This window comes from Puia sp. P3 (genome assembly GCF_050632245.1).
Lineage (GTDB): Bacteria > Bacteroidota > Bacteroidia > Chitinophagales > Chitinophagaceae > Puia.
Genome location: NZ_CP192583.1, coordinates 1,201,281 through 1,222,596 on the forward strand (window position 1 = coordinate 1,201,281; position 21,316 = coordinate 1,222,596).

Sequence of the window (21,316 nt, forward strand, 5' to 3'; positions counted from 1 at the left end):
ACGGGGATGAACACAAAGAGAATGCTGGCGCCTTTTGCGCGGCTTTTTTTGTTGATTACCGGTTCGGTTTGTCTTTTCTTTTCCAATTTTTCCAGGACGTTTGCCTCGGATGATTTTGAGGTGATAAAGAGGGTCGGTCTGGACGGGGATATCCGAACCCCAGGGTTTTTCCGGCCGCTATCGGATATCACGCTTCTGATCAATTATAAGTTAGGAGGGGTCGATCCCTGGGGATATTACCTTTTCAACATTCTCCTTCATGGGGTGAACAGCTATCTTTTATTTTTATTTTGTCTGCGCTGGAAATGGACGGATGATATGCGGCAACAGAGGGCATATGCGTTGTTGGCTGCTGTTTTATTTCTGGTCTATCCATTTCATAGTGAGGGTATCAACTGGGTGCTCGGGAGAGGAGCGTTGCTGGCTGCATTCTTCGGTCTTGCTTCTCTGGTAGTGTTGTGCGGTCATGGCGACCCTGTTGGAAAGCGGGCATGGGTAGGGTGCTTTTATTTTTTCGGCATGGCTGGATATGAGACGGCGATAGTGCTGCCAGTGTTGTGTATAGTCGTTCTATATGTACAAAGGACGGAAAGGAGAGAGTTATTCCGCTGGGGAATTGCGTTTGGAATTGTGCTGGCAGCGCATATAGCAGCAAGGGTGGTTTTCTCGGGCGGTCTGGCCGGGGAATATGGAGGGCTGTTTTTTAAGAGAGGGGCCGGAATATATTTTTCCAATGCGGCTAAGGTTGGGGCCCGTCTATTGCTCCCGCCGGATGACGATAGTTACAGAATGTGTTTATTGGCTGCGATACTGCTGGTCGGGCTTTCGGTGTGCGGGGTGGTGTTTTACCGCCGTTCGCGGGGATTGTCCGCTCTGAGGGGCTATGCGTCTGCTCTGTCGGGAATGCTGGTTGTCTCCTGCATTTTGCCGATGCTGACGGCGGTAAGTACGCGTACTTCGGAGAGTGACCGGATGCTGTACCTGCCGTCTGTGTTCGTGTGCTGCCTGATAGCGCTGATGCTGATCTTTTTGGGGCGCGGGCGCTGGGTGCTGTTATCAGGAACGTTGGTCCTGGGATATATGGTCTTTTTCCTTGAAAAGGGAAATCGCAACTGGGCGGAGGCATCGGCTATCACCAAAAAGATCCTTTTTCTGGCGGATAACAGGCGTAAAGCAAGCCACCTGTTCATAGTCAATTTGCCGGATGAGAAAGACGGGGCGTTCATATTCCGGCTGGGATTTTCGGAAGCGCTGGTGCTCTCGGGAATCGATACGACGGGGATAGTGGTAGTCAATCACCTTTCGAGAGATGAGGAGTTGCTGCTGGGTGACAGAATCGAAGCGAAGGCGCTGGCTGCGCCGCCGGGGGTATTTTTTCGCCCCCGCGGTGACTGTAAGGCGAAGGTTTGCAGGGGATGGGGTGGAAATAAGTGGACCCGTGCGTAAATGGATAGCGGGGCCGGAGGATCAACTGGTCGTGTTCGACAAAAAGAGTTTCAGGCTGCTCACCTATTGACCGCGGGGCCGGGTTTTGGTCTGAGCTCAGGGAAGTTTGTGCCGAGCCAGGGCGAAAGGTCCTGGCAGATGATCTCCGATACTTTTTCAGCGCCTTTGTTGGTGTAGTGCAGTTTGTCGTAGTAAAAAGCGGTATCCCGGGGCATTTTTTCCGCCAGGTCTATACAAAGTATATTTTTTTCGCGGGCTACTTGTCTGGTGGTTTCATTATAGGGTTGAAGCTCCCGCCAGAGCAACTGCCATTTCCCTGGCGGGGAGGAGGTGTCGACGGCCATTGGCTGAGTGATGAATACCGGTCGGATATTGCTAAGCCGGCAAATATCAATTAGCCGGTATAGTCTTTGTCTGTAGGCGGTAAGCAGGCAATCCTGACTTTTTACGGCGGAGTCCATTTCCTGATGACTGAGCGGAGGTCCTCCGGACGAATCTTCGCTGGCGGGAGGTAAGATGCTGACGGGGAATAGTGTGTTCTTGAGATCAAAGAGCAGATTTGCCGTTTCGAGATGAAGGAGCGCCCATTTCCGGATCCTGGAGCCGGGATAGTCATCATAGGATCGTTCGTTGCTGTCGAGGTCCCGTCTGTTCACGTCATTGAAGCCGACGAGGAAGAGGGCAATCTTCGGCCGGAATGCAAGTGAAGGAAGATAGTAGCGGAGAAGGTTGTAGTGACCGTAGGTAGAATGTCCGTCTATTCCGGCATTGTTGATCCAGACGGATGGGAACGGTTTGGAAAGTTTTTGTTCCATCAGGTCGGTCCATGTCCGGCCTTCGCTGAGGTAGGTGCAAGCGGTGGTACTGCCTCCGACGGCAAGGATGCTGAGGCGGCCGGTCATATCCCGGGCTGGTTCGCTGCCGCGGAAGCCGATGCTGTTCCGTCTGTTTATTATGACACTGTCGAGACGGGGGAATGTGTGATTGCGGATGCGGAACGTGGTATTGGTCGATAATTCGAAACGATCGCCACGGATCCTTGTTGGAAAAGGATAATAGATACGCAGGATGATCTCCAGGCAAATAAAAACTACTATAAGGAGGTAGGCCGTGTAAAAGACGGTCCGGAAAAGCCTGCTTCTTAGGGCCGGAGGCGGGTTATTGCTGGAGGTCATTTAGCCTCGATACGTATTTTCCGATGATATCAAATTCCAGATTCACTTTGCTTCCGGGGGTAACTGATTGAATATTAGTGTGCTCGAATGTGTATGGGATGATGGCGATGTCGAATTTGGTCTTTTTGACGTTGAAGATGGTGAGGCTGATGCCGTTGAGGCTGATGGAACCTTTTTCTATGACGAGGTGGCTGAATTTTTTGGGGAATTCGAACCGGAATTCCCAGCTGCCGTCCTTGTCGGTGCGTTCGAGGCAGGTGGCGGTGGTATCGACGTGTCCCTGGACGATGTGGCCGTCGAGGCGGCCGTTCATGACCATGCATCTTTCGAGGTTGACGAGGTCGCCGGGCCGCCAGTCGCCGAGGTTGGTTTTTTCGAGGGTTTCTTCGATAGCGGTGACGCGGTGGAGGTTGCCGCCGGTCTCTTCAACGGTGAGGCAGACGCCGTTGTGGGAAAGGGATTGGTCGACTTTTAGCTGGGGTCCGAGGGTGGATTCGACCCAGTAGGTTTTGTTGGTGCCGCTGGTTTCCAGGGAGTGTATTTTTCCCAGTGATTCGATGATTCCGGTAAACATGGGGGTAAAGATCGGTTTTTTGGAGGAGATTTGGTTTTTGGCCGGGCGGATGTGGGATTTTGGTAGGGTATCCAGGGATGGTTTGTGATATTTTTGGGGCCGGAGATTGATTTTTGGAAGGGAGGAGGTTGATTTTTCGGGAATTTAGCCTATCTTTGCTGTCCACTTAAAGGAGGTATATAAAAATGTTAATCATCGATTCCAAAGATTGCGAGAATATCGACAAAGCGCTGAAGAAGTACAAGAAGAAATTCGAAAAGGCTAAAACCTTGTTGCAGTTGAGAGAGCGTCAGTCGTACACCAAGCCTTCTGTTCAACGGAGGGGTCAGGTGTTGAAGGCGATCTACAAACAGCAGGTTGCCACCGGCAAGTTCGAGAAATAGCATTGCTACTTATAAATTTGTGAGGCTGTCCCGTCAGGGGTCAGCCTTTTTTGTTTTGGGGTGGATGGTATGGGACGGTTCACCGGGTGGTTTTGGAAGTGGAGGAGGGTGGGGCGGTTCAAGTGTGGTTTTGGGTCGGGGGATCAGGGTTGGAGAGCCGGGGCGTGGGTGACCGGGGCGTGGCGCCGGGGTGGGGGAATGGATTAGATTGTTTAATTTAGAGGAAGTTATGGAGTTTGATGCGAGAATACCGGTGCAGTCCTTCCTCGACTATTTGAAGTTCGAGAAGAGGTATTCTGCGCATACGATACGGAGCTATCAGGATGACCTGGTGGCTTTTTTGATTTTATCCAGCTGGAGTTTGGGGGAATGGGGTTGGGGGAGGTGAAGGCGGCGATCGTGAGGAGCTGGCTGGCTTCGCTGCGGGATGGAGGGCTGAGTCCGAGGTCAGTAAACCGGAAAATATCTTCGTTGAAGTCCTTTTATAAGTATCAGTTGAAGACGGGTGGGGTGGAACAGTCGCCGATGGGGGCCATTATTGCGCCGAAAAGCCGGAAGCGGCTGCCGGTATATGTCGAGCAGGGAGATATGGCGGTACTTTTTGATCAGGTGAGGTTTGCGGACGACTGGGGGGGGGACGAACCGGCTGGTGCTGGCTATTCTGTATCATACCGGGATGCGGCTCAGTGAATTGGTAGGGTTGAGGGAGCGGCAGGTGGATAGTGGGAATGGGTCTGTTAAAGTTGTGGGCAAGGGAAATAAGGAGAGGGTGATACCGGTGAGTCCGGTGCTGATCGGGATGGTAAAGGAATATTGTGCCAGGAAGAGGGCGGAGCTGGAGAATCCGGATACCGAGTATCTGCTGGTGGGAGCGAAGGGGAAGAAGCTATATCCCAAATATATATACCGGGTCGTGCACGGGTATCTTGCGCAGGTGACGACGATCGATCAGAAGAGTCCGCACGTGTTGCGGCATACGTTTGCCACGCATCTGATGAATGCGGGTGCCGAGCTGAACGCTGTTAAGGAGTTGCTTGGCCATGCGAGTCTGGCGGCGACGCAGGTGTATACGCATAATACTATTGAAAAATTGAAGGATGTCTATAAAAGAGCGCATCCTAAAGCATAAAAAAAATTGGGGTTGGCGCAATATTTTTTAGTGGTCATTTTAACGTTTGTAGCCGCATAAATTCTGCGTTTTATTTGGAAAAAACCATTTGATAGGTTAACTTCATTGTCTCACTATTCGCGTTGTCTGAACCTTATCCACGACTTTCTCGCAGCAGTAGTTCTTTAATTTATTGTTCACTGATTAAAAAATGGGAATGCTATGAACGTAAACATTCAAACTGTGCACTTCGATGCAGACGGTAAACTGGTAGATTACGTAAACAAAAAAATGACCAAATTAAGCACCTTCCATGACAGAATTATCAAAGTAGATGTGTTCCTGAAGCTTGACAATGTGGTCCACACTATCAAGGACAAGATAGCTGAAATCAGGGTCCATGTTCCCAGGCATCATTTTTTCGTAAAATGCTCCTCAAAATCTTTTGAAGAATCCTTTGACAGCGCTTTTGATTCGCTGGTCAATCAGGTAAAAAGAAAAAAGATAAGACACTAGCCTAAAAAAATTATTTAAAATTAAAGACCTCCGATCGGGGGTCTTTTTTTTGTGGGTATGGGACAGGGACGGGTGGTTTTGGGCAAAGTCCGCGTTATATTGCGGACATGAATTTTCAGCATCGGTTAAAATGGAGCCGTAGTCTGCCTTTGATGATCGTTGTGCTGGCTGTAGTTGTGCCTTATGGGTTGTTGTTGCTGCGTTTTTCGCTAAGGAATGACCAGATAGAGTATTACCTGCCTGTCCGTATGTACATGAGCGATGCTTTCAGGCATCATGAATTCATGTGGTGGAACCCTTTTATGTCGGGGAGTTATCCGATACACTGCGATATGCAGTCCTCCGGGTGGAACCCGATAGCGCTATTGCTGGCGTGGTTGTTCAACTACAATGCGGCGTTGCTGGCGGTGGAGTTTTTGCTTTGTTATGTGATCGGCGCCGTCGGCTGTTTTTATTTTGTGCGGAATTTTTCGGGCAGCTTTTACAGCTGTGTTCTGATGGCTGTTGCCTATGGCTGTGGCGGCTATGCTGCTACCATCTCCGAGTTCATGAGTTGGGTTGGGAGCTTTGCTTTTTTGCCGTGGGCGCTGCATTTTTTATCGGATGCTAAAGGGAGGGGATTTATATTCCGCTGTCAAACTTGGGGTGGTTATGTGGCTGCTGCTTGTCTGCGGGTATCCGTCTTTCCTGATCTATCTCGGATATGGGATCGTTTGGGTGATGCTGGCTTATTCGTGCAGGATGTATCTTACCGGGCGGCAGAAGGATGTGCCGGGGCTATTGGGTTTGGGGTTATTGGCGTTGCTGGTGATGGTGTTGTTGTCGTTACCGGCTATTCATTCCTTTTACGAGTACCTGTCCTATTATTCGCGGGGGACGCGGGCGGAGGATGAGCATGTCAATACCGAATATTTCGCCTGGAATTATCCGATCAGTCTTTTGCTGCCGGTGGCGGGAGTATTGGTGTTCAACAACAACCTCTATATGGGGCTGCTGATCGTGCTGGCTTTTGTGACCGGGCTGAAAAGGAAGGTGTTTTCTTTCAGGGACGGGGTGTTGCTGGCCGGGTTCCTGTTTACGCTGCTGTTTACGCTGGGGAGAAGTACGCCGGTGAGGATCTGGGCGGCGCATCATCTGCCGTTGATGGGGGCATTTGGGTTTTCGCATAGTGCAGGTGTTTTTTTGATGCTGGTCGTTTTTGTGTGGGCGGCGCCGGAACTGGACAGGCTGTTTGAGGGCAGAGGGGATATGCGTGTTGTGCGCTGGTGCGCGGGTATAGCGGGTGTGCTGGTCGGAGTTTGTCTGTTGTCGGGCGCCGGCAGGGAGTTGCTGAAGACGAAGCTATTGTATGATTTTTATTATTTGTCGGGTTGCTTTCAGCTGCTGATGCTGGCGGTACTGTGTTTTTTTCCGTGGGTTTACAGGAGTGGGCCGAGGCTGCTGGTGTTTGGGTTACTGGATCTGGCCGCGGGGGTGTTTGCGATGATGCCGTTGTCCGGATTGACGAAGACTCCGCCTGGCGTTTATGACGGGAGTGCGGCGGCTTTTTATCGGGAGGATGCGGGGACTTATCTGTTTTCGCCGGCTGCGAGGGTGGCGAGGATACTGGGAAGGGATCCGCATACGAGTGTGAATGCGATGAAGGTGACGGCGCCTGGTGTTTTCGCGTCCCATACGCATTCTCAGGCTTATTACGACTATGTTATGGACGCGGGGAGGTATAGAAGGTTGTTATGGGGGCCGTTTGCTTTTTCGAAGGATAGTACGAGGCTGCGTGTAGATGCGGTGGAATTGCGTTATGACCGGATAGCGATCGATGTGGAGGCGGACGATAGCTGCAGGATGGTGATCCAGCAGACTTATTACGGGAGGTGGAGGGAGGAGGGGAGCGGTTCCGGGGTTTATTTGGAGGAAGGGGGCTAATGGGTGTATCTTTGCGAAAGGGTGAGAACAGGGTGCGGTTGTATTACTACTGCAAGGATCTTGTCGCCGAGGGGGTGATTTCGGTGGTTGTTTTGTTAGTGATCGGGGTTGTTTTACTGATTGGGGAGAGAAAAAGAAAATTGGATGTAAAAAAAGCGGTTTAAAATTTTTGATTTTGACAATAATACCTACCTTTGCCTTCCCAAAAAAAACAGTAGATCAGTGTTTTAAGGGTTTTGGGGTGAGTTATAAGCCGGAGTAGCTCAGTTGGTAGAGCAACTGATTTGTAATCAGTAGGTCGGGGGTTCGATTCCCTTCTCCGGCTCGTGAGGGGAGAACGGTTCCCCAGGAATTTAGCCGGGCAAGTAGCCAGTGGCCAACGGCAACAGACTGTAAATCTGTCCTCTTCGGAGTTCGGTGGTTCGAATCCATCCTTGCCCACAACTCAGTTTCCGGGGTCCTGCTGCAGCGGGACCCCGGTTAAACGGGTTAATGTTCTTTTAGGGAATATGCGGAAGTAGCTCAGTTGGTAGAGCGACAGCCTTCCAAGCTGTAGGTCGCGGGTTCGAACCTCGTCTTCCGCTCAGGTTCAAGGAAAGTAGATGGCGGCGGGTGTATGCCGCAGGTGTGAAGCCACTGGACTTAATCAGCCGTTGTAGCTCAGGGGTAGAGCACTTCCTTGGTAAGGAAGAGGTCGAGAGTTCAATTCTCTTCAACGGCTCAGTAGTTTTTTTGAGATAGCAAGACTGGAAGATCAAGATTTACGAATATTGCGGAGTGCTTTTCCGAGAAGGGGTGCCGCATCAGAATTTTTAAACACAACTTTAAAAACAGATAACAATGTCAAAAGAGACCTTCAAGAGGGACAAACCCCACGTTAACGTTGGTACGATTGGTCACGTTGACCATGGTAAAACCACTTTGACTGCTGCTATCACCTCTATTCTGGCTGGAAGAGGGTTGGCGCAAGCAAAAAAATATGATGAGATCGATGCAGCTCCGGAAGAAAAGGAGAGGGGTATTACCATCAACACAGCACACGTCGAGTATCAGACGGCTAACCGTCACTACGCGCACGTGGACTGTCCCGGTCACGCTGACTATGTAAAAAATATGATCACCGGTGCTGCTCAGATGGATGGCGCTATCCTGGTAGTTGCTGCGACTGACGGCCCGATGCCTCAAACGAAAGAGCATATCCTGCTGGCTCGTCAGGTAGGTGTTCCCCGTATCGTTGTTTTCATGAACAAGGTAGACCTGGTGGACGATCCTGAGCTCCTGGAACTTGTTGAAATGGAAATCCGCGAGCTGTTGTCTTCCTACGGCTTTGACGGCGACAATACTCCGATCATCAAGGGTTCTGCAACTGGCGCCCTGGCTGGTGAAGACAAGTGGGTTGCGGCAATCGACGAGCTGATGGCAGCTGTTGACAGCTATATTCCCCTGCCTCCCCGTCCGGTCGATCAGCCTTTCCTGATGTCTGTTGAAGATGTGTTCTCTATCACGGGTCGTGGTACTGTTGCTACGGGTCGTATCGAGAGAGGCCGTATCAAGGTAGGTGAAGCTATCGAGATCGTTGGTCTGCAGGATCAGCCGCTGAACTCCACCGTTACAGGTGTTGAAATGTTCCGCAAGCTGCTGGATCAGGGTGAAGCTGGTGACAACGCAGGTCTGCTGCTCCGTGGTGTTGAAAAGACTCAGATCCGTCGTGGTATGGTTCTTTGCAAACCCGGCTCTATCACTCCTCACACTGAGTTCAAGGGTGAAGTATATGTGCTGAGCAAGGAAGAAGGTGGCCGTCACACGCCGTTCTTCAACAAGTATCGTCCCCAGTTCTACTTCCGTACTACGGACGTAACGGGTGAAGTTACTCTGCCTGCTGGTACTGAGATGGTTATGCCTGGTGATAACACTTCCCTGCACGTTGTGCTGATTCAGCCCATCGCCATGGAAAAGGGTCTGAAGTTCGCTATCCGTGAGGGTGGTCGTACGGTAGGAGCCGGTCAGGTAACCGAGATCATCAAGTAATTTGATGGGGCAATCAGATAGGAATCTGACGAATCTGATAGTCTCTGTAGTCAATTTTTTATATCTTTGTGAAGTTCTGAAAGCTGTTCCGATTGCCTTCGGGATAGCTTTCAGACTTTAAATCGGCATCGTCCGATTTGAATAAACAAGATACGGGCATAGTTCAAAGGTAGAATAGAGGTCTCCAAAACCTTAGATCTGGGTTCGAATCCTAGTGCCCGTGCAGCTTAAGACGCCGAAGGCGTCTTTTGAGTGAAGGCTGGTTCCGAGTTGAAGGGGGTGAGTGATTCAGACGGACTGGCATAAAAACAATAAAAATGAACAAAATCACGACCTATTTCCGCGAGTCATATAAGGAGTTGCTGGAAAAAGTGACCTGGCCTACCTGGCCTCAATTACAGTCGTCGACGATCATTGTATTGGTTGCGACGTTGCTGATCACGTTGCTTGTATGGATCATGGACTTTGTTTCCAGTTCGATCCTGCATTTCGTTTATTCGTTGTTTGGGAAGTGATATTGCCTGCAAAACTTATTTTATGACAGAAACGATTAATCAACAAGACGTCAAGCCCCAACCGGAAGGTAAACCCCAGCCGGAGACCAAGTGGTATGTCCTCCGGGTTGTGAGTGGTAAGGAGCGTAAGGTAAAGGAGTACCTGGACAAGGAGATTTCCCGTGGTGGGTGGAGCGAGATCGTGAAGCAGGTGTTTCTGCCGGTGGAGAAGGTATACAAGGTACAGAATGGTAAGAAGGTGATGCGTGAGCGCAACTATTATCCCGGGTATGTGATGGTTGAGGTGACGGATGGCAAGCTCGGAGACGATTTGAAGGAGACGATCAAGAATACGAATAGTGTCATTCATTTTTTAGGAAAGGAGAATCCGATCGCATTGCGGAAGGCTGAGGTGAACAAGATGCTGGGTAAGATGGATGAGATGGCCGAGTCGGGCAGCATGAGTATGAGTGAGCCGTTCATCATTGGTGAGACGATCAAGATCATCGAGGGGCCGTTCAATGACTTTAACGGTATTATCGAGGAGGTGAATGACGAGAAGAAGAAGCTGAAGGTGACGGTGAAGATCTTTGGTCGCAGTACGCCTGTGGAGTTGAACTATATGCAGGTAGAGAAGATCGCTTAGCGTTAGTTGATATATGGAATTAAAAAAGCCCTCTTTTAGAGGGCTTTTACATTATATGCACCTATAGATTAGTTGTTGCTGTCATTGTCATTATCGAAGTCGAAAGTGGGTGTGCTTGTCGGCTCGTCGTAAGCGCTGGTGATGGGTTCTGTTGTTGTAGGCTCGGGGGTGGGCACAACTACGGCGGGCTTAGGCTTGGGGGCCGAAGGTCTTTTTTTGGCGGCTTTTTTAGGAGCTGCTTTTTTGCCGGCGCTTTTTTGGCGGGTGCTTTTTTAGCGGGCGCTTTTTTGGCGGCTTTCTTAGCTGCTTTTTTAGCGGCTTTTTTTGGAGCTGCCTTTTTAGCTGCTTTCTTAGGGGCTGCTTTTTTCTTTGCGACTTTCTTTTTCGCAGCTTTCTTGGGAGCAGCCTTCTTAGGAGCGGCCTTCTTTACCACTTTTTTGCAGCCTTCTTGACAGCCTTCTTAGCTGCTTTTTTAGGAGCTGCTTTTTTTGCCGGCTTTTTCTTAGACTTTGACATAGTGTGTTGAGCGTTTTAAGTTGTTATGTGAATTGTAATGGATTATGAATGCAAAAGTTAGTCAGAAATATTCAAATATAAAAAAATGGGCTAAAAAATTGTTCACAAAACTCGCGAGGGGTGGGGATTCCGGGTAATGGTTGCCGGGGGAAGTCTTGTGGGGAGAGGGTTTGCGGGGCGTCGACTTGTTCGGGGGCTTGCGGTGGCGTGAACTGTAACCGAGGGACCGAAGGTTACGGCCGAGGGGGAGCGTGGCGAAGCAGCTCCGACGAAGGACTACGCTGTTCGGCCTACTATGGGTGGGTGGTAGGATAGTGGTGGGCAGGGGTGAGGATGGGCGGTAGGTTCTTTGTTGGGGCGTCGGCCCAAAGGCGGCTTACACAGCACGCCACGCCGGCCCTGGGAGTCGGGTCCCGAGGTAAGGGGTTGGGAAGAGCTGGCGGGATGGATTTGGGGAGGGTTGGGAAGAAGGTGGGGGAGGGAAATGTTGGGAAAAGTGGGGGAAATAGTGGTGGAATTGGGAAAAAATGTTACCTTTGCGTCCCCAAATAGAAAGTTCTTACAAGAGTTGGTTTGGGAGTTTCCGACGGGTTTAAATATTCTTTTTAGGCGCGGAGGGGACGTTAACACCAAAAAAAGTAACATGGCAAAAGAGATTTCCGGTTATGTTAAGTTGCAGGTTAAGGGCGGTCAAGCCAATCCTGCTCCTCCTATCGGGCCGGCGTTAGGTTCTAAGGGTGTGAATATCATGGAGTTCTGCAAGCAGTTCAATGCCAGGACCCAGGATAAGATGGGTAAGGTCCTCCCTGTTCTCCTTACCGTCTACACCGACAAATCGTTCGAATTTATTATCAAGACTCCCGCCGGCGGCTCGTGCAGCTGCTGGAAGCCGCCAAACTGCAGAGTGGTTCAAAGGAGCCGAATCGTAACAAAGTTGGAAAGGTTACCTGGACGCAGGTAGAAGCGATCGCGAAGGACAAAATGCCTGACCTGAACTGCTTCACTGTCGAGAGTGCAATGCGCATGGTAGCCGGTACTGCCCGTAGCATGGGTATCACCGTCGAGGGAAAAGCTCCCTGGGCCAATTAATTCCCTAACTATTAAATCATTACGAGATGGCTATCGCGAAAAAAGAAAAGCAGTTGCAGCGAAGGTTGATAAAAATAAAGTTTATACGCTGAAGGAAGCTTCTTCCCTGGTGAAAGAAGTGAATACTACGAAGTTCGACGCTTCTGTCGACCTTCATATCCGCCTTGGTGTGGATCCCAAGAAGGCTGACCAGTCCATTCGTGGAACGGTGAACCTGCCTCACGGTACGGGTAAGACCAAGCGGGTACTGGTACTTTGCACGCCTGACAAGGAAAACGATGCAAAGAATGCCGGTGCTGACTATGTAGGTTTGGATGAATTCATACAAAAGATCGAAGGCGGATGGGTAGACGTGGATGTGATCATCGCCACTCCTTCTGTCATGCCTAAGATCGGTAAGCTGGGTAAGGTACTGGGTCCCCGGAACCTGATGCCCAACCCCAAGACCGGCACGGTAACGAATGATGTCGCTGCTGCTGTCAACGAGGTCAAGGGTGGTAAGATCGCTTTCAAGGTAGACAAGGCTGGTATTATCCATGCTTCTTGTCGGCCGGGTAAGTTTTTCTCCCGAGAAGCTGCAGGAGAACAGCCGGGGAGCTGATCAACGCCATCATCAAGGCTAAGCCGGCTACGGCAAAGGGTACTTATGTGAAGAGTGTTTTCATGGCGAGCTCTATGAGCCCCGGGATCGCTCTGGACGCAAAAGCATTCATCCAATAAAAATTGATTTCACCGGGCCCGGTGTAAGCCGGGGCCTACAAAGCAAGTGGATATGAACAAAGATCAAAAGAACGAAGTAATTGAACTGTTGAAAGACAAGTTCAATCAATATAACAACTTCTACGTCACCAACACGGAGTCGTTGACGGTAGAGCAGGTTGGTAAGCTTCGCCGCATCTGTTTCGACAAGAACGTCGAGATGAAGGTGGCTAAGAACACCCTGATCAAGAAGGCGCTGGAAAGCATCGACAGCACGCGTTTCAGCGCGGTATGTTCGAGTCGCTGAACGGCGTTACGGCACTGCTGTTCTCCGAGAACGCCAAGGAGCCTGCAATGATCATCAGTTCTTTCCGCAAGGATGCAAATACGGAAAAGCCCGTTCTGAAGGCTGCCTTCATCGACGGGGACGTGTTCGAAGGCGACGACCAGCTGAAGGCACTGACTACGCTGAAGAGCAAGCAGGACCTTATCGGCGAGATCATCGGTCTGCTGCAGTCTCCTGCGAAGAACGTCATCAGCGGCCTGAATGCCGGCAACAAGCTGGCAGGTCTGATCAAGGCGCTGGAAGACCGTGCTGCGAATTAATGATACCCGCGAAGCGGGTGAGTAAGATAAAGCCCAGGCTCTGGGGCGTGAAGACAAGAGCGAATTTTTTAAAAACCTCACGCCGGAGCAGATAAACAAGCCGTGAAGGCGGAAAAATTTACAATTATGGCAGACTTGAAAGCATTTGCTGAGCAGTTAGTAGGACTGACTGTAAAAGAAGTTAACGAATTAGCTAAGATCCTGAAGGAAGAGTACGGTATCGAGCCTGCAGCTGCTGCTGTAGCCGTTGCCGCTGGTCTCCGGTGCTGCAGCTGCTCCCGCGGCTGAAGAAAAGGACCTCTTTCAACGCGTTATCCTGAAGGCCGCTGGCGCCAACAAGCTGAACGTTGTTAAGGTTGTGTAAGGACCTGACCGGTCTTGGTCTGAAAGAAGCCAAGGACCTCGTTGACGGCGCTCCGAAGCCCGTTAAGGAAGGTGTAAGCAAGGCCGACGCTGAGGCGCTCGTAGCTAAGCTGAAGGAAACCGGTGCTGAAGTAGAAATTCAGTAAGGTTTTAGCGATCAGAACGCATCGACTCCCGGCCGAGGCCGGGGTTTTTTGGCTTTTTTGGAGTTGTAGCAAAATTTGTGTAGTAATTGAATATTTGCTACATTTGCGGTCCGTTTCCCTGCGCCAAACTGTTCATTGATAATCGTTTACATTTGTAAAGCAATGATAATCAATGATTGCGGTTGGCGAATTGCGTGGAACGGAGCAGAAAGCTTAGATATTTTGGGTAGAAAGTCGAATTAAAAAAACCGGTTTTAAACAATATGTCTTCAACAAAATTGCAAAAACAGGATCAATTTCGGTAAAATCAAGCACCTTGCCGAAACCCCTGATCTTCTGGAAGTGCAGATCCAATCTTTCAAAGAATTTTTTCAGTTAGAGACCACGCCGGACAAACGCAATATCGAAGGTTTGTTCAAAGTGTTCAAAGAAAATTTCCCGATCACCGATACGCGGAATATTTTCATGCTGGAATTTCTGGATTACTTCATCGATCCGCCCCGCTACACGATCGAAGAGTGTATGGAGCGTGGTCTGACCTATGCGGTCCCCCTGAAGGCCAAATTGCGTTTGAGTTGTAATGACGAAGAGCACGTGGACTTTCAGACGATCGTTCAGGACGTGTTCCTTGGGAATATTCCCTACATGACGCCCCGCGGTACCTTTGTCATCAACGGGGCCGAGCGTGTGGTCGTCAGCCAGCTGCACCGTAGTCCCGGTGTATTCTTCGGTCAGTCGATCCACCCCAACGGCACAAAGATCTACTCTGCACGTGTGATCCCCTTCAAGGGTGCCTGGATGGAGTTCGCTACCGATATCAACAACGTGATGTATGCTTACATCGACCGGAAGAAGAAATTCCCGGTTACGACGCTGTTGCGTTCGATCGGCTATGAAACGGACAAGGATATCCTTGAGCTGTTCGGCATGGCCGACGAGGTAAAGGCCGACAAGAAGGCCCTCCAGAAATATATCGGTAAGAAGCTGGCTGCCCGCGTACTTCGTACCTGGGTGGAAGACTTTGTGGATGAGGATACGGGTGAGGTCGTGTCGATCGAGCGTAACGAGATCGTGCTCGAGCGTGATACGATACTTGACGAAGAAGCCATCGACATGGTGGTGGAAATGGACGTCAAGAGCGTTTTCATCCAGAAAGAAGACGTCGGCGGCGACTATGCCATTATTTACAACACGCTGAACAAGGATACCTCCAACTCCGAACTGGAAGCGGTACAGCATATCTACCGCCAGCTGCGCGGTGCTGACGCTCCGGACGACGAGACTGCGCGTGGTATTATCGATAAATTATTCTTCAGCGACAAGCGCTATGACCTGGGCGAAGTTGGTCGTTACAAGATCAACCGCAAGCTCAACCTGAACCAGCCGCTGGATCAGAAGACGCTGACAAAGGAAGACATGATCGAGATCATTAAGTATCTCGTTCGTCTGACCAACGCCAAGGCCGAAATAGACGATATCGATCACCTGAGCAACCGTCGTGTGCGTACGGTCGGTGAGCAGTTGTATGCTCAGTTCGGTGTAGGTCTCGCCCGTATGGCGCGTACCATCCGCGAGCGGATGAACGTACGTGACAATGAGGTGTTCACTCCGGTGGATCTGATCAACGCCAGGACCTTGTCGTCCGTAATCAACTCTTTCTTTGGTACGAGCCAGTTGTCCCAGTTCTCTCGACCAGACGAATCCCTTGTCCGAGATCACGCACAAGCGTCGTATCTCCGCCCTCGGACCGGGTGGTCTGAGCCGTGAGCGTGCGGGCTTTGAAGTTCGTGACGTACACTACTCCCACTATGGCCGTCTGTGTACGATCGAGACGCCGGAAGGTCCGAACATCGGTCTGATCTCTACGCTGTGTACACGCGAAGATCAACGAAATGGGCTTTATCGAGACCCCCTACCGCAAGGTCGCCGACGGACGGGTCGACCTGAAGAAACTCACTTATCTTTCCGCCGAAGAAGAGGATATTGCCAAGATCGCCCAGGCGAATATTGCGCTGGACGAGAAGGGAAATTTCGTCGAAGAAAAGATCGTCTCCCGTCAGACGGGTGACTTCCCCATACTCGACAAGAGCGAGGTAGAGTTCATGGACGTAGCGCCGAATCAGATCGTTGGTCTGAGTGCGTCGCTGATCCCCTTCCTCGAGCACGATGACGCCAACCGCGCGCTGATGGGATCGAACATGCAGCGTCAGGCCGTGCCCCTGATCCGCCCCGAGATGCCGATCGTCGGTACAGGGCTGGAAGCGAAGGCTGCCCGTGACGCGCGGATACAGATTCACGCCGAGGGCGAAGGTGTCGTCGAGTTCGTCGATGCCAACGAGATCCATGTTCGCTATGATCGTAATGACTCACAGAAGCTGGTGTCTTTTGAAGAAGACCTGAAAGTGTATAGACTGACCAAGTTCATCAAGACCAACCAGGAAACCTGTATCAACCTGAAGCCTGCTGTGAAGAAGGGCCAGAAGGTAAAGGAAGGCGACTTCCTGACCGAGGGCTATGCAGTTCAGGATGGTGAACTGGCGCTGGGTCGTAACCTGAAGGTGGCGTTCATGCCACTGGAAGGGTTACAACTTCGAGGATGCCATCGTAATCAGCGAGAAGGTGGTGAAGGAAGATCTTTTACTTCCGTCCACATCTCCGAATACGAGCTGGAAGTCCGCGATACCAAACTGGGTGAAGAAGAACTAACGCCGGATATCCCCAACGTATCGGAAGAAGCCACCAAGGACCTGGACGAGAACGGTATCATCCGTGTCGGCGCCCAGATCAAGGAAGGTGATATCCTGATCGGTAAGATCACCCCGAAGGGCGAAAGCGATCCTACTCCGGAAGAAAAGCTGCTGCGTGCCATCTTCGGTGACAAGGCGGGTGACGCAAAGGATGCCTCTCTGAAGGCTCCGAGCGGTACTGAAGGCGTCGTTATCTCGAAGAAGCTGTTCCAGAGGGCGAAGAAGGATAAAGAACGCAAAGGTTCGTGAGAAAGCTGCCCTGGAAAAGATCGAGAAGGTTCACGAGAAGAACGTGTCCGACCTGATGGAGATCCTGCTGAGCAAGCTGACAGTGCTGCTGAAGGAGCATGTCTCTGCCGGTGTCAACAACAACTTCGGTGAAGTTCAGATCGGCAAGGGTGCGAAGTTCACCTCCAAGAACCTGGCCGGTATCGACTACCTGAATGTGAATCCGCTGGGCTGGACGGGCGACGCAAAGACCGACGAATCGATCAATATTTTGTTGCACAACTACAGCATCAAGTATAATGAAGAGCTGGGCCGCTACAAGCGTGAGAAGTTCAATATCTCGATCGGTGATGAGTTGCCGGCAGGGGTACTGAAGCTGGCCAAGGTGTATCTCGCCGTCAAGCGTAAGCTGAAGGTGGGTGATAAGATGGCCGGACGGCACGGTAATAAAGGTATCGTTGCGAAGATCGTGCGTGCAGAAGACATGCCGTTCCTCGCTGACGGAACACCTGTAGACGTAGTTCTGAACCCGCTGGGTGTACCTTCCCGTATGAACCTGGGTCAGATCTATGAAACGGTTCTGGGCTGGGCCGGTGAGAAGCTCGGTGTCAAATTTGCAACGCCTATCTTTGACGGTGCTACTGTCGAAGAGATCGCTGACCATATCCAGAGGGCCGGGTTGCCGAGCTTTGGTCATACCCATCTTTATGATGGTGAGACAGGAGAGCGGTTCGACCAGAAGGCCACGGTGGGGATCATCTATATCATCAAACTGCACCACATGGTTGACGATAAGATGCACGCCCGTAGCATCGGACCGTACAGTCTTATCACGCAACAGCCGCTGGGTGGTAAAGCCCAGTTCGGTGGCCAGCGTTTTGGTGAAATGGAGGTTTGGGCACTGGAAGCCTACGGCGCATCGAATATCCTGCAGGAACTGCTGACGCTGAAGTCGGATGATATTATCGGCCGTGCGAAGACCTATGAGTCGATCGTGAAAGGTGATAATATTCCGAGGGCGGGTATTCCTGAGTCCTTCAACGTACTTGTGCATGAGTTGAGGGGGTTGGGATTGGATCTGAAGTTTGATTAAGCCGTCGGTGCGGTTAAAATTGGCTCCGCTAACTGATGAATAAATACGCAAAGCCACCCCGGGAGCGGGGTGGTTTTTTTGTTATATTTGCATCCAATCCTAACCGTGTGCCATACCAAGCGTCTCTCCTTGCATTGACACTTTCTATTTGTCTATTCAGCAATGCCCAGAACAAAGCCTTTGTTCCTGAGAGAGAAGATTCTGTTTTACTTTCCCGTCTGAGCGACAACTACTTTAAGATATACGAGCAGGAGGAGTCGAAACTGCCTTTGCAGTACCGAAGGGATTACAGGCAAATCTATGCCGACCGCTGGAAGTCCATCAAGGAGCGATTCGACAAACAGGAAGTGTATACCCCGGGGCCAGCCCAGGCCTACCTGGACTCTTTGCTGGAAGGGATCGTCAAAGCCAATCCAAACTTGCGGACCTATTCCATCCGGTGCTATTTTTCGAGGTCCTGGATTCCCAATGCCAGCTATATCGGAGAGGGGATCATCCTATTCAATATGGGTCTTTTTTGCCGGCTGTCCGACGAAGGACAAGCCGTGTTCATATTGTGTCATGAAGTTGCGCATTGTGTGTTGCAGCACCCGGAAAAAAGCATTGCGCAATACGTGGAAACGCTGAATTCGGTTGCTGTGCAGGACGAATTGCGGAGGCTGAAGAAAACAACTTATCAGAGGAATGAACAGCTGGAACAAGTGATGAAGGGCCTTGTTTTTGATGATCGCCGGCATAGCCGTTACCATGAATCCGAGGCCGATTCGGTCGGAGTGGAGTTGATGAGACATACTGCGTATGACGCCCGGGTTGCGCTTAGCACACTGGCCCTGCTGGATAGTATCGACGAGGATAATTTCGATATAGAATCCTTTTTGCCCGCTCTATTCAACTCGAAGGACTATCCATTCAAAAAGAAATGGCTGCATAAGGAAACCGGGTTTATGGGAGGACAGGTAGAAACGGTCAGCATGGTCCTGACCGATTCGCTGAAGACGCATCCTTCGTGTAAGGACCGTATTAAAAGATTGCAGGGTTGGTTAGCTCCGAATGGGAATGGGGCCGGAATGGACAAAAAAGCAGGGAAATGGGACAGTTGCAGGATCTTTTCCGGTACGAGCTGATCGAATATGCGTATCAGAGTCATGCCTGTTCGGAAAGCCTTTTTTATGTCTGGAACTGTTAAAGGAGCGTCCCGCGGACGTTTACGCGATTGCGCATACGGGAAGGGTAATGAATGAGTTTTTCGTGGCGAGGAAAGGACATTTGCTGAGCCGGGTAACTGACCTGCCCTCCCCCTACTATCCCAGGAATTACAATGTGCTGCTGCAGTGGATCCAGAACCTCTATATGGAAGATATGGCTTCGATCAGCTATTATTTCCTTAGCTCGCGACAAGCACAATGCCGGGGCTATGCGCTGTTTAGGGAATCATATGAGCAAAGTGAACGGCAACTTCAACAATAATTTCATTCATCCATTTTAAAAATACCCCCATGTACACCCTAAATCCAAGACGATGCCGGTTATTTCCGCTCCTGATATTACTATGTTTACCTGTGACTGCCCTTTTTGCGCAAGGCAAGCTGAGTATCGACAAAGTATATACCGCTTATTTACAGAGTAGTGGTCCGATCATGGAAAAGGGACAGGTCAAGGGTTATTTCTTTCTATATCAGAGTGATAAGATCGACAAGACGACCAACGAGTATACCCTCCAGATACTGGATGAGAACCTGAACAGGATAAAGAGTATAAAGTTTGACGATAGCAAGGACATCAGCCTGCTGGAGGCAGCGTATAACGGCTCGACCATTGCATTTTTATTCAGAAATGAGGAGGGCAAGACGCTTGATCTGAAAGTGTATGATTTCAGCGGCAAGCTAAAATACACTTATAGCAATGAACTGGATAAGCGCAGCGAGGAAATGATAAAACAGTTTGGCCTGGGGGTGCACGGAGAGGCTGGAGGCAACAGGCTGGTATTCGATATCGGCGAGAGGGGATATGTGTCGGTCACACCGCTGAAAGATGGAAAAGCAAGGACTTATCAGGTGGATATTTATTCTTCGCAGTCAAAGAAGCAGTGGAGCTATCTGCCTGCCGACGACCAGGGCAAATTCAGCTACGCCGAATACCTGGGCTGTACGGACAGCCTGGTTGTCCTGCAGGTATTCAGGGCCAACAACATGTTCGGCAACGATGCGACCTCCCACATAGTGGGAATCAATTTTGTGACCCGTAAAAAGCAGTTCGATATCAAAAGCGATGATGAGAAGAATCCGTTCGCTCCGACCAATATCGTTGCTATCGAGGGAACCCACAACCTTATGGCGATCGGGCCTTATTTTGAAAAGGAAAACAATCCGTTGAAGGATGCCAGTAAGGGGCTTGAGGTTTGTGAAATTACGACAACGGGACAAATAGTGAGCAAGACCCTTAATTCCTGGGCGGGGGATTTCAGCAAATTTCTGCCGATTAATAATGCGAAAGGAAAGATCGATGGGATAGGTTACCTGTATATCCATAAGGTGATCCGGACCCCGGATCAACGGACTTTTATAGTAGGGGAAGGATACAAACGGGAAGCCAGTGCGCTGGGGATTGCGACAACGCTGATGGGGCACTATAACGGCGTCACGAAGATTGTTATCACGGATCTGGTAATTATGGAGTTCGACGACCATTTTAAAGTGCAGAATGCGACCGTTTACGATAAAACGAACAATACGGCGGTCGCAGGCAGTATGTCCGATATAAATAGCCAGCATGGTCTGGCGGTAGATTTAAAGGCGATGGGCGCGTTTGATTATGAATTTACTACCGGGGAAGACGACAATTCAAATTTTGCGGTATGTTATAGCGACTGGGTGAGGAGTTCGGATTATAAGGGACAAACGTTCAACAGTATCCGGTACAACGGTAAGAAGTTCATTTCGGATAAGATCGAATTGAAATCGAAAGCGACTTCGCTGCGGGTCTTGCCTGGTAAGGCAGGGACGATCATGATCATAGAGTATTTTAAGAAGGATAAACGTCTTGAGCTGAGGCTGGAGAAGCTGGGATAGCCCTTTGCGGCGGGCGAGGAAGCGGTCGCGGAGGCGGAGGAAGGGTTTTTCGATGAGGAGGTGGAGGAGCCAGCCACCGAGGAAGGAGGTGATGACGGCGGCCCAGAAGGCGGTGTAGCTGTCCTTGCCGATGCCGTATTTTTCGAGGACGAGATGGGTGAGGTGGATCAGTTGTTTATGGGTGAGGTAGATCGAATAGGAGAGGGTGGCGATGAGGCGCATGGCGCGTGATGAATAGCGGTAGAGCAGGCTGCTGGGGCTAAGGGCGCCGAGGACGGCGAGGCCGTAGGCGACGGATATCAGGGGAAAGCCGAAAACGGCGCCGGAGAACTTGTACTGGTAACCGTTGTGATCGGTCAGCCAAAGTCCGATGAGGAGGAGCAGGCTGGTCAGTAGCAGCGGGTTGCCGTAGCGGGTGGCTTTTTGCCAGCATGCCGGGGCGGAAGTGGTAGAGGGCGGCCAGGGCTA

Annotated in this window: 26 protein-coding genes, 5 tRNA genes and 1 pseudogene; 29 read left to right on the forward strand and 3 right to left on the reverse strand. The window is 50.7% G+C overall.

The features are described 5' to 3' along the window. Positions 1–6 precede the first annotated feature (6 nt). Complete coding sequence (locus tag ACQ86N_RS06910) at positions 7–1,446, forward strand: hypothetical protein (RefSeq protein ID WP_431214540.1); 1,440 nt, start codon at positions 7–9, stop codon at positions 1,444–1,446. Positions 1,447–1,505: 59 nt separating this feature from the next. Here ACQ86N_RS06910 and ACQ86N_RS06915 read toward each other — a convergent pair whose 3' ends face one another. Both ACQ86N_RS06915 and ACQ86N_RS06920 read right to left on the reverse strand, forming a co-directional pair. Beyond that, positions 1,506–2,621, reverse strand: a complete 1,116-nt coding sequence (locus ACQ86N_RS06915; protein WP_431214541.1) for an SGNH/GDSL hydrolase family protein — start codon at positions 2,619–2,621, stop codon at positions 1,506–1,508. Further along, positions 2,605–3,195 (reverse strand): riboflavin synthase, encoded by a 591-nt coding sequence (locus ACQ86N_RS06920; RefSeq protein ID WP_431214542.1) that lies wholly within the window; start codon positions 3,193–3,195, stop codon positions 2,605–2,607. Before ACQ86N_RS06920 ends, ACQ86N_RS06915 begins: the two co-directional genes overlap by 17 nt. 185 nt (positions 3,196–3,380) lie before the next feature. On the opposite strand from ACQ86N_RS06920, the gene rpsU reads away from it, so the two are divergent. The 14 genes from rpsU (at position 3,381) to nusG (ending at position 10,293) form a co-directional block, all read left to right on the forward strand. Continuing rightward, positions 3,381–3,578, forward strand: coding sequence for a 30S ribosomal protein S21 (gene rpsU / locus ACQ86N_RS06925; RefSeq protein WP_431214543.1), 198 nt, complete (start codon positions 3,381–3,383; stop codon positions 3,576–3,578). Between the two features lie 229 nt (positions 3,579–3,807). Beyond that, entirely contained in the window at positions 3,808–3,966 is a 159-nt protein-coding gene (locus ACQ86N_RS06930; RefSeq protein WP_431214544.1) for a site-specific integrase, read from the forward strand. Next, the gene (locus ACQ86N_RS06935) at positions 3,948–4,268 is read left to right on the forward strand and encodes a site-specific integrase (RefSeq protein WP_431214545.1); all 321 of its coding nucleotides are present in this window, start codon (positions 3,948–3,950) and stop codon (positions 4,266–4,268) included. Before ACQ86N_RS06930 ends, ACQ86N_RS06935 begins: the two co-directional genes overlap by 19 nt. Further along, on the forward strand, positions 4,228–4,707 hold the full coding sequence (locus ACQ86N_RS06940; RefSeq protein WP_431214546.1) for a tyrosine-type recombinase/integrase: 480 nt from the start codon (positions 4,228–4,230) through the stop codon (positions 4,705–4,707). The genes ACQ86N_RS06935 and ACQ86N_RS06940 overlap by 41 nt, the downstream gene beginning before the upstream one ends. A gap of 201 nt (positions 4,708–4,908) precedes the next feature. Continuing rightward, positions 4,909–5,202 carry an HPF/RaiA family ribosome-associated protein gene (locus ACQ86N_RS06945; protein WP_431214547.1) on the forward strand — a complete coding sequence of 98 codons (294 nt, stop codon included), beginning with the start codon at positions 4,909–4,911 and terminating at the stop codon, positions 5,200–5,202. A gap of 768 nt (positions 5,203–5,970) precedes the next feature. Beyond that, positions 5,971–7,125, forward strand: a complete 1,155-nt coding sequence (locus ACQ86N_RS06950; protein ID WP_431214548.1) for a hypothetical protein — start codon at positions 5,971–5,973, stop codon at positions 7,123–7,125. A 252-nt stretch (positions 7,126–7,377) separates the two neighbouring features. Then, positions 7,378–7,450 (forward strand) — tRNA-Thr (locus tag ACQ86N_RS06955). A 34-nt stretch (positions 7,451–7,484) separates the two neighbouring features. Further along, positions 7,485–7,566: transfer RNA gene (locus tag ACQ86N_RS06960), tRNA-Tyr, on the forward strand. A 70-nt stretch (positions 7,567–7,636) separates the two neighbouring features. Beyond that, positions 7,637–7,709, forward strand: a tRNA-Gly gene (locus tag ACQ86N_RS06965). Positions 7,710–7,774: 65 nt separating this feature from the next. Then, positions 7,775–7,846 (forward strand) — tRNA-Thr (locus ACQ86N_RS06970). A gap of 119 nt (positions 7,847–7,965) precedes the next feature. Next, a complete protein-coding gene (gene tuf, locus ACQ86N_RS06975; RefSeq protein WP_431214549.1) occupies positions 7,966–9,153 on the forward strand; it encodes an elongation factor Tu in 1,188 nt (395 codons plus the stop codon). A gap of 152 nt (positions 9,154–9,305) precedes the next feature. After that, positions 9,306–9,376: transfer RNA gene (locus ACQ86N_RS06980), tRNA-Trp, on the forward strand. Between the two features lie 94 nt (positions 9,377–9,470). Beyond that, a complete protein-coding gene (gene secE / locus ACQ86N_RS06985; RefSeq protein ID WP_431214550.1) occupies positions 9,471–9,668 on the forward strand; it encodes a preprotein translocase subunit SecE in 198 nt (65 codons plus the stop codon). 22 nt (positions 9,669–9,690) lie between these two features. Next, entirely contained in the window at positions 9,691–10,293 is a 603-nt protein-coding gene (gene nusG / locus ACQ86N_RS06990; RefSeq protein WP_431214551.1) for a transcription termination/antitermination protein NusG, read from the forward strand. A gap of 178 nt (positions 10,294–10,471) precedes the next feature. Here the strand turns inward: nusG and ACQ86N_RS06995 are convergent, their stop codons facing one another. Then, entirely contained in the window at positions 10,472–10,726 is a 255-nt protein-coding gene (locus ACQ86N_RS06995) for a hypothetical protein (protein ID WP_431218062.1), read from the reverse strand. 726 nt (positions 10,727–11,452) lie between these two features. On the opposite strand from ACQ86N_RS06995, the gene ACQ86N_RS07000 reads away from it, so the two are divergent. The 14 genes and pseudogenes from ACQ86N_RS07000 to ACQ86N_RS07065 all read left to right on the forward strand — a co-directional run bounded on the left by ACQ86N_RS07000 (position 11,453) and on the right by ACQ86N_RS07065 (position 20,848). Further along, positions 11,453–11,770, forward strand: a complete 318-nt coding sequence (locus ACQ86N_RS07000; protein WP_431217300.1) for a hypothetical protein — start codon at positions 11,453–11,455, stop codon at positions 11,768–11,770. Beyond that, the gene (locus ACQ86N_RS07005; RefSeq protein ID WP_431214552.1) at positions 11,683–11,898 is read left to right on the forward strand and encodes a hypothetical protein; all 216 of its coding nucleotides are present in this window, start codon (positions 11,683–11,685) and stop codon (positions 11,896–11,898) included. Before ACQ86N_RS07000 ends, ACQ86N_RS07005 begins: the two co-directional genes overlap by 88 nt. Positions 11,899–11,986: 88 nt before the next feature. Then, positions 11,987–12,499: a 50S ribosomal protein L1 gene (rplA, locus tag ACQ86N_RS07010; RefSeq protein ID WP_431217301.1), complete on the forward strand. Its 513-nt coding sequence runs from the start codon at positions 11,987–11,989 to the stop codon at positions 12,497–12,499. Positions 12,500–12,670: 171 nt separating this feature from the next. Further along, entirely contained in the window at positions 12,671–12,904 is a 234-nt protein-coding gene (rplJ, locus tag ACQ86N_RS07015) for a 50S ribosomal protein L10 (RefSeq protein ID WP_431214553.1), read from the forward strand. Beyond that, positions 12,889–13,203: a 50S ribosomal protein L10 gene (rplJ, locus tag ACQ86N_RS07020; RefSeq protein ID WP_431214554.1), complete on the forward strand. Its 315-nt coding sequence runs from the start codon at positions 12,889–12,891 to the stop codon at positions 13,201–13,203. The genes rplJ (ACQ86N_RS07015) and rplJ (ACQ86N_RS07020) overlap by 16 nt, the downstream gene beginning before the upstream one ends. A 126-nt stretch (positions 13,204–13,329) precedes the next feature. Then, positions 13,330–13,491: a hypothetical protein gene (locus tag ACQ86N_RS07025; protein ID WP_431214555.1), complete on the forward strand. Its 162-nt coding sequence runs from the start codon at positions 13,330–13,332 to the stop codon at positions 13,489–13,491. Positions 13,492–13,550: 59 nt separating this feature from the next. Continuing rightward, positions 13,551–13,712: a ribosomal protein bL12 gene (locus ACQ86N_RS07030; protein ID WP_431214556.1), complete on the forward strand. Its 162-nt coding sequence runs from the start codon at positions 13,551–13,553 to the stop codon at positions 13,710–13,712. A 342-nt stretch (positions 13,713–14,054) separates the two neighbouring features. After that, positions 14,055–15,479, forward strand: a complete 1,425-nt coding sequence (locus ACQ86N_RS07035; RefSeq protein ID WP_431214557.1) for a hypothetical protein — start codon at positions 14,055–14,057, stop codon at positions 15,477–15,479. Further along, positions 15,445–15,528 (forward strand): annotated as a pseudogene (locus tag ACQ86N_RS07040) (hypothetical protein); the annotation flags it as partial. The gene ACQ86N_RS07035 and the pseudogene ACQ86N_RS07040, both read left to right, overlap by 35 nt. A 76-nt stretch (positions 15,529–15,604) precedes the next feature. After that, the gene (locus ACQ86N_RS07045; RefSeq protein WP_431214558.1) at positions 15,605–16,708 is read left to right on the forward strand and encodes a hypothetical protein; all 1,104 of its coding nucleotides are present in this window, start codon (positions 15,605–15,607) and stop codon (positions 16,706–16,708) included. 43 nt (positions 16,709–16,751) lie between these two features. Beyond that, positions 16,752–17,780, forward strand: coding sequence for a hypothetical protein (locus tag ACQ86N_RS07050; protein ID WP_431214559.1), 1,029 nt, complete (start codon positions 16,752–16,754; stop codon positions 17,778–17,780). 107 nt (positions 17,781–17,887) lie between these two features. Then, a complete protein-coding gene (locus ACQ86N_RS07055) occupies positions 17,888–18,904 on the forward strand; it encodes a M48 family metalloprotease (protein ID WP_431214560.1) in 1,017 nt (338 codons plus the stop codon). A 109-nt stretch (positions 18,905–19,013) separates the two neighbouring features. Next, the gene (locus ACQ86N_RS07060; protein WP_431214561.1) at positions 19,014–19,247 is read left to right on the forward strand and encodes a hypothetical protein; all 234 of its coding nucleotides are present in this window, start codon (positions 19,014–19,016) and stop codon (positions 19,245–19,247) included. A 29-nt stretch (positions 19,248–19,276) separates the two neighbouring features. Further along, positions 19,277–20,848 carry a DUF6770 family protein gene (locus ACQ86N_RS07065; protein WP_431214562.1) on the forward strand — a complete coding sequence of 524 codons (1,572 nt, stop codon included), beginning with the start codon at positions 19,277–19,279 and terminating at the stop codon, positions 20,846–20,848. The last annotated feature ends 468 nt before the right edge of the window (positions 20,849–21,316 follow it).